Consider the following 12,849-nt stretch of genomic DNA (forward strand, 5'->3'; position numbering starts at 1 on the left):
CGGTTCCTCCTGGGGTTGTGGATGGTGCGGGCCGAGCCGGTGCTGCCGGCCCGGGCACTGACCCGGGCCGAGGCGGTCAGTAGGAGAAGGGGAAGCTCTTCCAGTAGGTGCGGATCCGGTGCCAGATCCCGAACAGCCCCCTGGGCTCGAAGAGCAGGAAGGCGACGATCAGGACGCCGTACATCACCTGCTCGAACTCGAAGACGTTCGGGTGCTCGCTGGCCGAGGAGGACAGGAACGGCACGAAGGCGGGCAGCTCGCTGGCCACCCGTGGCAACAGGGCGATCAGCATCGCGCCCATGATCGTGCCGGAGATCGTGGCGACCCCGCCGATCAGCACGATCGCGATGAACTGCACCGACATCAGCAGGCCGAAGGACTCGGGGGTGAAGTGCCCGCTCGCCGAGAACATCAGCGCCCCGGCGACGCCGGCGTAGAAGGAGGAGATGGTGAAGGCGATGACCTTGTAGCGGGTCAGGTCGACGCCCATCACCCCCGCGGCGACGTCGCGGTCCCGGATCGCCGAGAACGCCCGGCCGATGCGGGAGCGGGCGATGTTGCGGGCGAGGACACCGAGGACCACGAGCACGGCGAGGAACAGCCAGTAGAGCTTCTGCTCCTCGGTCCAGCCGCCCTGCCAGCCGTTGTCGACGGTGAACTGGATGCCGAACAGCTCCGGGGACGCGGCCTCGCGACCGACCTGCGGGCCACCGGTGACCGAGTCGAGCTCGAAGAAGAAGTACTGGCCGATGAAGACCAGCCCGAGGGTGACCACCGCCAGGTACAGCCCGCGCAGCCGGGTCGCCAGGGGGGCGACGACGGCACCGAAGAGCGCCGCGACGGCCCCCGCCCCGAGCAGCCACGCCGGCATGAAGTCGATGCCCAGGCCGAGGTAGCGCCCGTCCTCCTCGCCCGCCATCACCGCCGCGGTGTAGGCGCCGACGCCGACGAAGAAGGCGTGCCCCAACGAGACCTGGCCGGCGTAGCCGGTGACCAGGTTCAGCCCGATCGCGCCGATCGCCAGCACCAGCCCGCCGGCGAGGATGATCAGCAGGTTGTCGGCCACCATCAGCGGGACCAGGGCGGCCACGACGAGCACCGCCGCCGCACCCAGCATCTTGGAGCGGGTGTTGAGCAGGGCGGTGTCCTGGCGGTAGCTGGTGTACAGCTCCGGGCGGCCCCAGCTGGTCAGGATGCTCATACCCGCGCCACCTCCCGGGTGCCGAACAACCCGTAGGGCCGCACGAGCAGCACCACCAGCATCACGACGTACGGCGTGATCGAGCCGACGTTGGTGTCCAGGCCGGGGAACCAGTCGCGGTGGTAGGCGGTGACCACCTGCTGGGCGACGCCGATCAGCAGCCCACCGAGGACCGCCCCGCCGAGGGAGTCCAGGCCGCCGAGGATGATCACCGGCAACGCCAGGAGCGCGATGTGCCAGTGGTTCTGGTCCACCGTGCGCCCGGCGGCGGCGAACACCCCGGCGACGGTGGCCAGCGCGCCGGCCAGGCCCCAGGAGACCGCGAACACGGTCCCGACGCTGACGCCCTGGGCCATGGCGGCCTCCTGGTCGAGCGCGGAGGCCCGCATCGCCAGCCCGATCGGGGTCCACCGGAAGAACGCGAACAGGGCGAGGACCAGGACCGAGGTGACCGCGAACGCCGCCACGTCGCGGTGCTCGACGTACACGCCGCCGACCTGCCAGGTGTCGATGCCCCACGGGTCGCCGACGCTGCGCTGGTCGGAGCCGACGAACATGCCGGTGAGGATGCGCACGATGATGTCGACGCCGATGGTGATGATCGCGATCACGAAGACCGCCTTGCCGACCATCGGGCGGATCGCGACCCGCTCCACCACCAGGGCGACGCCGGCGATCGCGATCGCGCCGACGAGCACCGCGAGGGCGAAGCCGAGCTCGGGCGTCAGGTAGGTGACGAGCACGGTGCCGGCGAGCAGGAAGGCCGGCTGGGCGAAGCTGATCACGCCCATCGACTTGTAGATGATCACGAAGCCCAGCGCGAGCAGGGCGTAGATCGAGCCGAGGCCGAGGCCGCCGATGACCGCCCCCAGGAACTGACTCATGACGGGGTCCTCTCGGTGGCGTACATCGACTCGACGAGGTCACCGAACGCCCGGTCGATCGCGGCCCGCTTCACCTTCTGGGTCGCGGTCAGCTCGCCGTCCTCGTGGTCCAGCTCCTTGGGCAGCATCCGGAAGTGCTTGATCTGCTCGACCGGGTTGTGCCGGGCGTTGACCTCGTCGACGACGCCTTGGACCAGCGCGCGGACCTCCTCCTTCTCGGCGAGGTCGCGGTAGGTGGTGAACCCGAGGCGTCGTTGCTGCGCCCAGGCGCCGACGGTGTCGAGCTCGATGCCGATCAGCGCGGTCAGGTAGCGGCGCCCGTCGCCGATCACCACCGCCTCCTTGATGTACGGCGAGGCCTTCAGCCCGTTCTCGATCTCGGAGGGGGCGACGTTCTTGCCGCCGGCGGTGATGATGATGTCCTTCATCCGGTCGGTGATCCGCAGGTGCGTGCCCTCCACCCACTCCCCGACGTCGCCGGTGTGCAGCCACCCCTCGGCACTCAGCGTGCGGGCGGTGGCGTCGGGGTCGCGCCAGTAGCCGACGAAGTTGGCGGCGTGCCGGGTCAGGATCTCCCCGGTGGTCTCGTCCAGCCGCAGCTCGATGCCGTCGTGCACCTCGCCCACCGTGCCGAGGCGGACCCGTCCGACGCGGTTGCAGGTGGCGATCGCGGTGTTCTCGGTCATCCCGTACAGCTCATGCATCGCCACCCCGATGCCCATGAAGAACTGCAGCACCTCGGGCGCCACCGGGGCCGCGCCGCAGCTGGCGTGCCGCACGCGGCGCAGCCCGAGCCGCTCGCGCAGGGCGCGGAAGAACAGCAGCCAGCCGATCGCGTAGACGACGCGGGTGCCGGCGGTGTGCCGGCCGTCGTTGGCGGCCAGGGTGGCGCCGAGCCGGTCCGCTCGGCGCATCCAGAACGCGGCGTAGCGGCGCTTGAGCGGGGTGGCGGAGTCCAGCTTGATCCGGGTCGTGGCCAGCAGCTTCTCCCAGATCCGGGGCACCGCGAAGAACAGGGTCGGCTGCACCTCGCGCAGGTTCTGCGGCACGGTCTCGATGGACTCCGCGAAGTTCACCTGGGTGCCGGCGCCGGCGTTGTACCAGGTGGTCAGCACCCGCTCCGCGACGTGGCACAGCGGCAGGTAGGACAGCGTCAGGTCCTTGGGCCCCGGGATCGGGTCGGTCAGCGGGCTGCGCTCGAGCACCGTCTCCAGGGCGAACTCCGCGTTGGCGACGGTGAGCATCGCGCCCTTCGGCGGCCCGGTGGTGCCGGAGGTGTAGACCAGCGTGATCACGTCGCTGGGCTCCGCGGCGGCGACGAGGGCCTCGACGGCGCCCGGGTGGGCGGCGCGGTGCGCGCGGCCCATCGCGACCAGCTCCTCCCAGGACAGCAGCCGCGGGTCGTCGTAGGTGCGCAGGCCCCGCGGCTCGACGTACACGATCCGGCGCAGGTCGGGCAGGTCGCCGGCCTCGAGGACCTTGTCCACCTGCTCCTGGTCCTCGGCCAGGTGCACGCAGGCACCGCTGTGCGAGAGCAGGTACGACGTCTCGGCGGTCGGGTTCGTCGGGTAGAGCCCGACGGTGGTGGCGCGCACCGCGACCGCGGCCATGTCCAGGATCAGCCACTCGGGGCGGTTCTCGCTCTGCACCCCGACCCGGTCGGTGGGGCGCACGTCGAGCGCCAGCAACGCGTGGGCGACGTCGAGGATGGAGTCCCAGTACTGCGCCCAGGTGATCTCGTGCCACAGCCCGAGCCGCTTCTCGCGCATCGCGACCCGGTCGGGGGTGGCGCTCGCCCGGTCGCGGATCCGGGTGACGAGGGTGCGGGTCATGCCGGTGCCCCCTCTCCGGCGGCGGCGGGGTCCGCGGTGGTCTCCCCGGTGGTCTCCCCGGTGGTCTCCCCGGTGGAGTCGCTGGGGGGCTCCTGGAGCGCCTCACCGCCCAGGTAGGCCCGGATCACCTCCGGGTCGCGCTGGACCTCGGCCGGCGTGCCGATCGCGACCGGGGTGCCGAAGTCGAGGACCAGCACGCGGTCGGCGATGTCCATGACCAGGCCCATGTCGTGCTCGACCATGATCATCGAGATCCCCAGCTCGTCGCGGATGTCGAGGATGTAGCGGGCCATGTCCTCGGTCTCCTCGAGGTTCATCCCGGCGACCGGCTCGTCGAGGAGCAGCAGCCGCGGCTCCATGGCCAGCGCCCGGCCGAGCTCGACGCGCTTCTGCACGCCGTAGGGCAGCAGGCCGACCGGCATCCGGCGCCATTGCGCGAGCTCGAGGAAGTCGATGATCTCCTCCACGCGGCGGCGGTGTCGCAGCTCCTCGTTGCGGGCCCGGCCGACCCACAGCATCGCGGCGAGGGTGCCGTAGCGCAGGTGCTGGTGCCGGCCGAGCATCAGGTTGTCGATCACCGTCAGGTTGGTGAACAGCTCGATGTTCTGGAAGGTGCGCGCCATCCCGAGCCGGGCGATCGCCGGCGGGCGGAGCCCGACCAGCGAGCGGCCCTCGAGGCGCACCTGCCCGCGCTGGGGCCGGTAGACCCCGGAGAGCACGTTGAAGATGCTGGTCTTGCCGGCACCGTTCGGGCCGATCACGGCGAACAGCTCGCCGGCGCCGACGGTGAAGCCGACCCCGTTGACCGCCTTGACCGCCCCGAAGGACAGGTGCACGTCGTCGACCTCCAGCACCGGCGCGGCCGCCGCCCCGGGGCTGCCCGGGTCGGCGCTCACGAGGCCCACCGCTTCCGGCGGCGGTAGTGCTTGACGCTGCGGAAGGACCGTGCCACCTCACCCTCGGCGCCGAGGCCGAGGTAGAACTCGCGGACGTCGGCGTCCTCGCGCAGCTGCTCCGCGGTCCGGTCCATCACCACCCGGCCGTTCTCCAGCACGTAGCCGTGGTGCGCGATCGAGAGCGCCATGACGGCGTTCTGCTCGACGAGCAGGATCCCGGTGCCCTGGGCGTTGATCTCCACGATGATGTCGCGGATCTGCTCGACCACCTTGGGCGCCAGGCCCAGCGAGGGCTCGTCGAGCAGCAGGTAGCGCGGGTCGGACATCAGGGCCCGCCCGATCGCGAGCATCTGCTGCTCCCCGCCGGACAGCAGGCCGGCGGGGGAGTCGCGGCGCTCGTGCAGCACCGGGAACAGGGTGTGCACCCGCTCCAGGTTGGCCTTGAGGTTGCGCCGGTCCGCATGCGCACCGACCCGGAGGTTCTCGTCGGTGGTCAGCTCCTTGAAGACCCGGCGGCCCTCGAGCACGTGCTTGATCCCCCGACGGGCCAGCGCCGAGGCCGCGAGGTGGCTGATGTCGTCGCCGTCGAGGGTGACCGTCCCCTTGCGGATCTCACCGTCGTGGATGTCCAGCAGCCCGGACAGCGCCCGCAGCAGCGTGGACTTGCCGCCGCCGTTGGCGCCGAGCAGGGCGACGACCTGGCCGTCGGGCACCGCCAGGCTGACCCCGCGCAGGGCGAGCACCACGTCGTCGTAGACGACTTCCAGGTTCTGTACGGCGAGCAACCGCGCCTCCCAAGGCTGTGATTCGCGTCACAGTGAGATGGAATCTAGCGGCTCCGGGCGTCGTCGGAGGCGACAACGCGCGGGTTGGTCCGAAGAGTTGTCCCGCGGCTCCCCGGCGGCCCCCGTGGCCGCGAGCGGCGCCGGCTGGTTGGCTGGGCACCGTCATGTCACCTGAGCCCGCGACTCCCCGATCCCGCCGCCCGGTGCTCTTCGCAGTCCCGCCGCAGCGCGCGTTCGCCTACCTCGCCGACCCCCGCAACCGGCCCGCGTGGCAGTCCTCGCTGCGCCGCGTCGAGGACCTGCGGCCCGGCCCGGACGGCGCCCCGTCGGGTGCCGGCGCGACCTGGACCGACGTCACCGCCGTGCCCGGCGTACGGCCCCGGATGCGCACCGAGCGCAGCGAGGCGCCGCGGCACTGGGCCGAGGTGGGCACCTGGGGTCCGGTGACCGCGCGGCTCACCCTCACCCTGGAGCCGACCGAGGGCGGCACGCTGGTGCACGTCGACCTCGCCGTGCGCGCCCCGGGCGTCGGCCGGCTGCTGAGCACCCTGGCCCGCCGCCCGGTGCGCGCCGACCTGGTCCGGGCCGCCCGGCTCGTGGCCGCCGGCTGACGCGCGGGGTCAGCGGGTCAGAGGATCTCGCCCGGGGCGTAGGCCGCCGCGGCCGGGTGCCGCTCGACGAGGACCGCCACCTGCCGGCAGACCGCCTGGGTCTGGGCGACCGCGGCGCCGGTGAAGGTGATCGGCTCGGCGACCAGCGACTGCAGCTGCTCGCTGGTCAGGCCGAGGCGCTCGTCGGCGGCGAGCTTGGCGAAGACGTCGTTGGTGGCCTGGCCCTGGCGCATCGCCAGCGCGGTGCCGACCGCGGCCTCCTTGATCGCCTCGTGCGCGGCCTCGCGGCCCACCCCGTTGCGCACCGCGGCCATCAGCACCTTCGTGGTGGCCAGGTAGGGCAGGTACCGGTCGAGCTCGCGCTGGATCACCGCCGGGAAGGCGCCGAACTCGTCGAGCACGGTGAGGAAGGTCTGGAACAGCCCGTCGACGGCGAAGAACGCGTCCGGCAGCGCCACCCGTCGTACGACGGAGCAGGAGACGTCACCCTCGTTCCACTGGTCGCCGGCGAGCTCGCCCACCATCGACAGGTAGCCGCGGGTGACGACGGCGAGGCCGTTGACCCGCTCGCACGAGCGGGTGTTCATCTTGTGCGGCATCGCCGAGGAGCCGACCTGGCCCTCCTTGAAGCCCTCGGTGACGATCTCGTTGCCGGCCATCAGCCGGATCGTGGTGGCCAGGTTCGACGGGGCGGCGGTCAGCTGCACCAGCGCGGAGAGCACGTCGAAGTCCAGGGAGCGCGGGTAGACCTGGCCGACGCTGGTCAGCACCCGGTCGAAGCCGAGGTGGCCGGCCACGCGCTGCTCGAGGTCGGCGAGCTTGTCGGCGTCGCCGCCGAGCAGGTCGAGCATGTCCTGGGCGGTGCCCATCGGGCCCTTGATGCCGCGCAGCGGGTAGCGCCCGAGCAGCTGCTCGATCCGCTCCACGCCGATGATGAGCTCGTCGGCGACGGTGGCGAACCGCTTGCCGAGCGTGGTGGCCTGGGCGGCGACGTTGTGGGAGCGGCCGGCCATCACGGTGGTCTCGTGCTCGGCGGCCAGCCGCCCGAGCCGGGCCAGGGCGGCGATCGCGCGGTCGCGCATCAGGGTCAGCGACTGCTTGACCTGCAGCTGCTCGACGTTCTCGGTGAGGTCGCGCGAGGTCATCCCCTTGTGGATGTGCTCGTGGCCGGCGAGGGCCGCGAACTCCTCGATCCGGGCCTTCACGTCGTGGCGGGTGATCCGCTCCCGGGCGGCGATGGAGCCGAGGTCGACCTTGTCGACGACGGCCTCGTAGGCCTCCACGACACCCTCGGGCACCTCGATACCGAGGTCGCGCTGCGCCTTGAGCACCGCGATCCACAGCTGCCGCTCCAGCACGATCTTGTGCTCCGGCGACCAGATCTGGGCGAGGTCGGCGGCGGCGTAGCGGGTCGCCAGGACATTCGGCACGGTGCGCGAGACGGTCACGGGCATCGATTCTCCCACGCACCGCACCGGCCACCGAACCGTCGGCGCTGCCGCGGACGGGCACCGCCGAGTCGCCCCCTGTGGTTGGCCGAATCGCCCCCTGTGGTGGGCCGAGTCTCCCCCTGTGGTTGGCCGAATCGCCCGCTGTGGCGGCCCGAGTCGTCGGTTGTGGCCGGCCGAGTCGTCTGTCGTGGCCCTCGGAGCGCGGGCCTCAGCCGCGCGCCGGACGGACCAGGACGAGCCGGCCGTCCTCGTCGCTGCCGCGGATCTCGGTGAACCCGGCCTTGGCGGCGACCCGCATGCCGGCCCGGTTCGTCGGCGCGACACCGGCACGCACCCGCACACCCTGGGCGTCGACCGGACCCATCAGCGCCAGCAGCGCCTCGGTGGCCATGCCGTAGCCGCGGGCCTGCGGCACCAGGCCGTAGCCCACCTCGGCCTCGAGCACGCCGTCGTCGGCCGGCTCGGGGGCACCGAAGAAGCCGATCGAGCCGATCACCAGCTCCGCCCCGGATCGGACGATGGAGCGCGGACCCCAGGGGTCGCCCTCGCGCCACAGCACCGCGGCGCCGCGGTCGTCCTCACGGGGGAAGTCGGCGTGCCAGTCCGCCAGCCGCTCGCCGGAGCGGATCGCCGCGACGGTCGCGGCGTCCCACAACACCAGCCGCAGCCGGGCCGTGTGGATCCCCGGCCGCGCGCCGGGAGGCGGGCCGCTCATCGCCCGGCCTCAGGCGTGGGCGCGGGCGTGGGCGGGAGCGGGGGCGCGTCGAGCATCCGCTGCCACCACGCCACGTCGATCCACCGGTCGTGCTTGAGCCCGACCTCGCGCATGACCCCGACCGGCTCGAAGCCGCACGCCCGGTGCAGTCCCTCGCTGGCCGGGTTCGGCAGCGTGATGCACGCCAGCGCCGTGTGGGTGCCGCCGGCGGCGAGCCGGGCCAGCAGGTCGTCGTACAGCAGGCGGCCGAGGCCGCGCCCTGTCGCGGCCGGGTCGAGGTAGACGCTCACCTCGCGGGTGTGGGTGTAGGCACCGCGGGTGCGGTAGGCGGTGGAGTAGGCGTAGCCGAGCACCACGCCGTCCTCCTCGGCCACCACGAAGTGGTCGCCGGGGTGCGCGGAGGCCAGCATCTGCTGCCACTTCGCCCGCGGCGGCGGCTCGAGGTCGAAGGTCGCGGTGCCTTCGCGCACCTCGGTGGCGTAGATCGCCGCGACCGCGTCGATGTCGCCCTCGGTGGCGGGGCGCACGTGTGCCGACCGGCCGGCGGCAGGGGCGCTCACGGCTCAGCCCTCGGCGAGCGAGGCGCCCTCGACCACGCCGAGCGGCTCGGCGGCGATGTCCGAGCGACGCTGCAGGCCATCGAAGGAGATCAGGTCGGCGGCGGCGTAGGCGCGAGCCCGGGCGTCGGAGACGTCGTACCCGACGGCGCGCACAGCGAGCACCCGTCCGCCGGCGGTGACCAGGTGGCGGTGCTCGGCGTCGCCGGGCTCGGGGGCGTCGACGATCGCGGTGCCGGCGTGGATGACGTCGACGTCGTTGACGCCGCCCGCGACCCCGACACCGCGGATCACGTCGCCCTTGGAGGAGGACTCGGGGTAGCCGGCGGAGGCGAGCACCACCGTCACCGAGGCGCCGTCACGGAACCGGGGCGGCTCGACCTCGGCCAGCCGGCCCTGCGCGGCCGCGTGCAGCAGCCCGCCGAGCGGGGAGTCCAGCAGCGCCAGCACGGGCTGCACGTCGGGGTCGCCGAAGCGGCAGTTGAACTCGATGACCCGCGGGCCGGTCTCGGTCAGCGCCAGGCCGACGTACAGGCAGCCGACGAACGGCGCGCCGCGGCGGTTCATCTCGTCCAGGGTGGGCTGCACGACACTCTCCATGACCGTCGTGGCCAGGTCGGCGGGTGCCCACGACAGCGGCGAGTAGGAGCCCATGCCGCCGGTGTTCGGCCCGCGGCCGCCGTCGAAGATCCGCTTGAAGTCCTGCGCCGGCTGCAGCGGGTAGGCGGTGGTGCCGTCGCACACCGCGAACAGCGAGACCTCCGGGCCGGCGAGGAACTCCTCGATCACCACACGCCCGCAGGACGCGGCGTGCGCCTTCGCCTCGGCGCGGTCGCGGGTGACCACGACGCCCTTGCCCGCGGCGAGCGCGTCGTCCTTGACGACGTACGGCGCCCCGAAGGCGTCCAGCGCGGCGTCGACCTCCTCGGGGGTGGTGCAGGTGAAGGAGCCGGCCGTGGGCACACCGGCCGCGGCCATCACCTCCTTGGAGAACGCCTTGGAGCCCTCGAGCCGGGCGGCGGCCGCGGAGGGGCCGAAGACCGCGATGCCGGCCGCGCGCACGGCGTCGGCCACGCCGGCGACCAGCGGCGCCTCGGGACCGATGACGACCAGGTCCGCGCCCACCTCGACCGCCAGCGCGGCGACGGCGTCGCCGTCCATCGGGTCGACCTCGTGCAGCGCGGCGACCGCGCCGATGCCCGGGTTGCCGGGGGCGGCATGCACGGCCTTCACGCCCGGGTCGCGCGACAACGCCAGCGCCAGCGCGTGCTCGCGGCCGCCGGTGCCGATCACGAGACAGGTCAAGGGCTCGGGTGCGTCGCTCACAGGCCACGATCCTACGGCGCCGCCGGGGCGCCTGAGCCCCCGGACGGCGGGAGCACGCGCGGCGCATCACCTGCCGGCTCCGGGGGTAGGTGCAAGCCCGTGCGTCTCTCCCCGCCGCTGCACCCTCGCGTCCGCCCTCGCGCGCGCACCGGCCGCGCGCTGCTCGTCGTGCTCGTCGTGCTGCTGCCGCTCGTCGTGGCCGGCTGCGGCAGCGACGTCGACGAGGACCGGGCCGCGGAGCAGCTGCGCGGTGAGCTGGCGGCACTGCCCGGGGTGGGCGAGGTCGACCTGTCCCAGAGCCGCGACGTCACCGCGGGCCACCGCAACGACTTCACCGTCGCCGTGTCCCCCGGCCTCGATGCCGAGGCGTTGGCCGACCGGATCGACGACGTGCGCCGACTCGGGCGCGGGGCAGGGCTCGACGTCTTCGCGATCACGCTGCGGCTGCGCTCGCCCGAGACCCCGCCCAGCGTGGAGCTGGTGGTCGACGAGGAGAGCGTCGACACCGCCCTGGACACTGCTGCGGTCGCCGACCTGATGCTGTCCGCCGCGAAGGGTGACCTCGCCGGGCACCTGCACCGCCTCGACCTCACCCCGCTCACCGCGGTCGTGGTGCCGGCCTCGGACCGTGCGGTGGCGCCGATCCTGGAGTCGGTGGTGCGCCGCGGGTCCGCGAACGTCGTACGACGCTGGCTGGTGCGCTCCGCCGACGGCGCCCTGGACGACATCGAGATCGACGGCGCACCGCTGGACGCCGGGACCGTGGCGCTGGTGCGCGGGACCGAGCAAGCGCTGGCGGCCCATCCCGACCTCGCCCAGTTCAGCGAGCTCGCGGTCGGCGAGGACCGGCCGGTGCTCACCGTGCACCTCTCGCACGCCCGCGACGTGTCGCACGCCGACTACGGCCGCGACGACCGGCCGGAGCTGTGGCCGATGCTCAGGGCGCTGGTGGACGCTGCCCAGGACGCCGGGCCGTCGCTGCTGCGGGTGCGGCGCACCGGCAGCACCGACCCCGGTCCGGACGCCGAGGGCATCGTGCTGCTCGAGGTCGACGGCACCGAGGTCGCCACGGACCCGCGCTCCCTCGGCTGGGACGAGGCCGCCCGGGCCCATCTCGCCCGGCGCGGCTGAGCCCCGCCGGGCCCACGCTGTCGGCCAGCGCGGTCAGGTCTGCGCGGTCAGGTCTGCGCGGTCAGGTCTGCGCGGTCAGCGCAGCGGGTGCCGCACGATCGCCTGCTCGCGCTCGGGCCCCACCCCGATGACGGAGATCCGCGAGCCGGAGCGCTCCTCCACGTAGGTGACGTAGTCCTGCGCGGCCTGCGGCAGGTCGGAGAAGCTGCGGCACCCGGAGATGTCCTCGCTCCAGCCGGGCAGCGTCTCGTAGATCGGCACGGCGTGGTGGAAGTCGGACTGGTTGACCGGCATCTCCTCGTGGCGCACGCCGTCGACGTCGTAGGCGACGCAGACCGGGAGCTCCTCGAGGCCGGTGAGGGTGTCGAGCTTGGTGAGCACGAAGTCGGTGACGCCGTTGATCCGCGCGGCGTAGCGGGCGATGACGGCGTCGTACCAGCCGCAGCGGCGGGGGCGGCCGGTGGTGGTGCCGTACTCCCAGCCCGCCTTGCGCAGGAACTCGCCCTTGCCCTCGGGGCCATCCAGCAGCTCGGTCGGGAAGGGGCCCTCGCCGACGCGGGTGGTGTAGGCCTTGACGATCGCGATGACCTGGTCGATCCGGGTCGGCGGGATGCCGGTGCCCGTGCACGCCCCGGCGGAGATCGCGCTGGAGGACGTCACGAACGGGTAGGTGCCGTGGTCGACGTCGAGCAGGGTGGCCTGGCCGGCCTCCATCAGCACGACCTCGTCGCGGTCCAGCGCCTCGTTGAGCAGCAGGCTGGTGTCGCAGACGTACGGCGCCAGCCGCTCGGCGTGGCTGCGCAGCTCGGTGACGGTCTGCTCCACCGACGGCGCGCGGCGGTTGTAGATCTTGGTCAGGATCTGGCTCTTCAGCTCGAGCGCGCCCTCGACCTTGGCGGTGAGGATCTTCTCGTCGAAGAGGTCCTGGACCCGGATGCCGATCCGGTTCATCTTGTCGGCATACGTGGGGCCGATGCCGCGGCCGGTGGTGCCGATCTTGCGGCTGCCCAGGAACCGCTCGGTGACCTTGTCCAGGGTGCGGTTGTAGTCGGCGATGACGTGCGCGTTGGCGCTCAGCTTCAGCGAGGAGGTGTCGATGCCGCGGGCCTCGAGGCCGTCGATCTCGTGGAACAGCACGTCGATGTCGACGACGACGCCGTTGCCGATGACCGGGGTGCAGCCCGGGGTGAGGATGCCCGAGGGCAGCAGGTGCAGCGCGTACTTCTCGTCGCCGATGACGACGGTGTGTCCCGCGTTGTTGCCGCCGTTGAACTTCACCACGTAGTCGACCTGGCTGCCCAGGTGGTCGGTGGCCTTGCCCTTGCCCTCGTCGCCCCACTGGGCTCCGACGATCACGATCGCGGGCATGCTTGCTCCTTCGCTACGCCACGGTGTCCGTCCGCACGGTGTGGAACGGGTGCTCCCGGTCGGCTGCTCAACGCGCCACTGGCCGCCGTCGC

Annotated in this window: 12 protein-coding genes; 2 read left to right on the forward strand and 10 right to left on the reverse strand. The window is 72.8% G+C overall.

Features of this window, described 5'->3' with window-relative positions; translation table 11 throughout:
- Positions 1 to 76 precede the first annotated feature (76 nt).
- Genes KG111_RS16175 through KG111_RS16195 form a run of 5 tightly spaced genes read right to left on the reverse strand, consistent with a single transcriptional unit; the run spans position 77 to position 5,598 of the window.
- Complete coding sequence (locus tag KG111_RS16175) at positions 77 to 1,201, reverse strand: branched-chain amino acid ABC transporter permease (RefSeq protein ID WP_205289789.1); 1,125 nt, start codon at positions 1,199 to 1,201, stop codon at positions 77 to 79.
- Positions 1,198 to 2,085: a branched-chain amino acid ABC transporter permease gene (locus KG111_RS16180; protein WP_205289790.1), complete on the reverse strand. Its 888-nt coding sequence runs from the start codon at positions 2,083 to 2,085 to the stop codon at positions 1,198 to 1,200. Before KG111_RS16180 ends, KG111_RS16175 begins: the two co-directional genes overlap by 4 nt.
- Positions 2,082 to 3,917, reverse strand: a complete 1,836-nt coding sequence (locus tag KG111_RS16185; protein WP_205289791.1) for an AMP-dependent synthetase/ligase — start codon at positions 3,915 to 3,917, stop codon at positions 2,082 to 2,084. The genes KG111_RS16180 and KG111_RS16185 overlap by 4 nt, the downstream gene beginning before the upstream one ends.
- The gene (locus tag KG111_RS16190; protein ID WP_249666177.1) at positions 3,914 to 4,813 is read right to left on the reverse strand and encodes an ABC transporter ATP-binding protein; all 900 of its coding nucleotides are present in this window, start codon (positions 4,811 to 4,813) and stop codon (positions 3,914 to 3,916) included. The genes KG111_RS16185 and KG111_RS16190 overlap by 4 nt, the downstream gene beginning before the upstream one ends.
- Positions 4,810 to 5,598: an ABC transporter ATP-binding protein gene (locus tag KG111_RS16195; protein WP_205289793.1), complete on the reverse strand. Its 789-nt coding sequence runs from the start codon at positions 5,596 to 5,598 to the stop codon at positions 4,810 to 4,812. The genes KG111_RS16190 and KG111_RS16195 overlap by 4 nt, the downstream gene beginning before the upstream one ends.
- Positions 5,599 to 5,801: 203 nt before the next feature.
- Here KG111_RS16195 and KG111_RS16200 point away from each other — a divergent pair, with 203 nt between their 5' ends.
- Positions 5,802 to 6,209 (forward strand): SRPBCC family protein, encoded by a 408-nt coding sequence (locus tag KG111_RS16200; protein ID WP_205289794.1) that lies wholly within the window; start codon positions 5,802 to 5,804, stop codon positions 6,207 to 6,209.
- A 17-nt stretch (positions 6,210 to 6,226) separates the two neighbouring features.
- On the opposite strand, the gene purB is transcribed toward KG111_RS16200, so the two are convergent.
- The 4 genes from purB to purD form a co-directional block, all read right to left on the reverse strand.
- Positions 6,227 to 7,663 (reverse strand): adenylosuccinate lyase, encoded by a 1,437-nt coding sequence (purB, locus tag KG111_RS16205; RefSeq protein ID WP_205289795.1) that lies wholly within the window; start codon positions 7,661 to 7,663, stop codon positions 6,227 to 6,229.
- A 205-nt stretch (positions 7,664 to 7,868) separates the two neighbouring features.
- Positions 7,869 to 8,375 (reverse strand): GNAT family N-acetyltransferase, encoded by a 507-nt coding sequence (locus KG111_RS16210; protein WP_205289796.1) that lies wholly within the window; start codon positions 8,373 to 8,375, stop codon positions 7,869 to 7,871.
- Entirely contained in the window at positions 8,372 to 8,935 is a 564-nt protein-coding gene (locus KG111_RS16215) for a GNAT family N-acetyltransferase (protein WP_249666178.1), read from the reverse strand. The genes KG111_RS16210 and KG111_RS16215 overlap by 4 nt, the downstream gene beginning before the upstream one ends.
- 3 nt (positions 8,936 to 8,938) lie before the next feature.
- Entirely contained in the window at positions 8,939 to 10,237 is a 1,299-nt protein-coding gene (gene purD / locus KG111_RS16220) for a phosphoribosylamine--glycine ligase (protein WP_205290040.1), read from the reverse strand.
- 120 nt (positions 10,238 to 10,357) lie between these two features.
- Here purD and KG111_RS16225 point away from each other — a divergent pair, with 120 nt between their 5' ends.
- Positions 10,358 to 11,389: a hypothetical protein gene (locus tag KG111_RS16225; RefSeq protein ID WP_205289797.1), complete on the forward strand. Its 1,032-nt coding sequence runs from the start codon at positions 10,358 to 10,360 to the stop codon at positions 11,387 to 11,389.
- Between the two features lie 75 nt (positions 11,390 to 11,464).
- Here the strand turns inward: KG111_RS16225 and KG111_RS16230 are convergent, their stop codons facing one another.
- Positions 11,465 to 12,757 (reverse strand): adenylosuccinate synthase, encoded by a 1,293-nt coding sequence (locus KG111_RS16230; protein WP_205289798.1) that lies wholly within the window; start codon positions 12,755 to 12,757, stop codon positions 11,465 to 11,467.
- Between the last annotated feature and the right edge of the window lie 92 nt (positions 12,758 to 12,849).

The sequence above is a fragment of the Nocardioides faecalis genome, from assembly GCF_018388425.1.
Classification (GTDB): Bacteria; Actinomycetota; Actinomycetes; order Propionibacteriales; family Nocardioidaceae; genus Nocardioides; species Nocardioides faecalis.

Bases quoted from the DNA above. Each gene is read 5' to 3' on its own strand.
- KG111_RS16175 (WP_205289789.1), bottom strand. From the start codon at position 1,201: ATGAGCATCCTGACCAGCTGGGGCCGCCCGGAGCTGTACACCAGCTAC.
- KG111_RS16180 (WP_205289790.1), bottom strand. From the start codon at position 2,085: ATGAGTCAGTTCCTGGGGGCGGTCATCGGCGGCCTCGGCCTCGGCTCG.
- KG111_RS16185 (WP_205289791.1), bottom strand. From the start codon at position 3,917: ATGACCCGCACCCTCGTCACCCGGATCCGCGACCGGGCGAGCGCCACC.
- purB (WP_205289795.1), bottom strand. From the start codon at position 7,663: ATGCCCGTGACCGTCTCGCGCACCGTGCCGAATGTCCTGGCGACCCGC.
- KG111_RS16210 (WP_205289796.1), bottom strand. From the start codon at position 8,375: ATGAGCGGCCCGCCTCCCGGCGCGCGGCCGGGGATCCACACGGCCCGG.
- KG111_RS16230 (WP_205289798.1), bottom strand. From the start codon at position 12,757: ATGCCCGCGATCGTGATCGTCGGAGCCCAGTGGGGCGACGAGGGCAAG.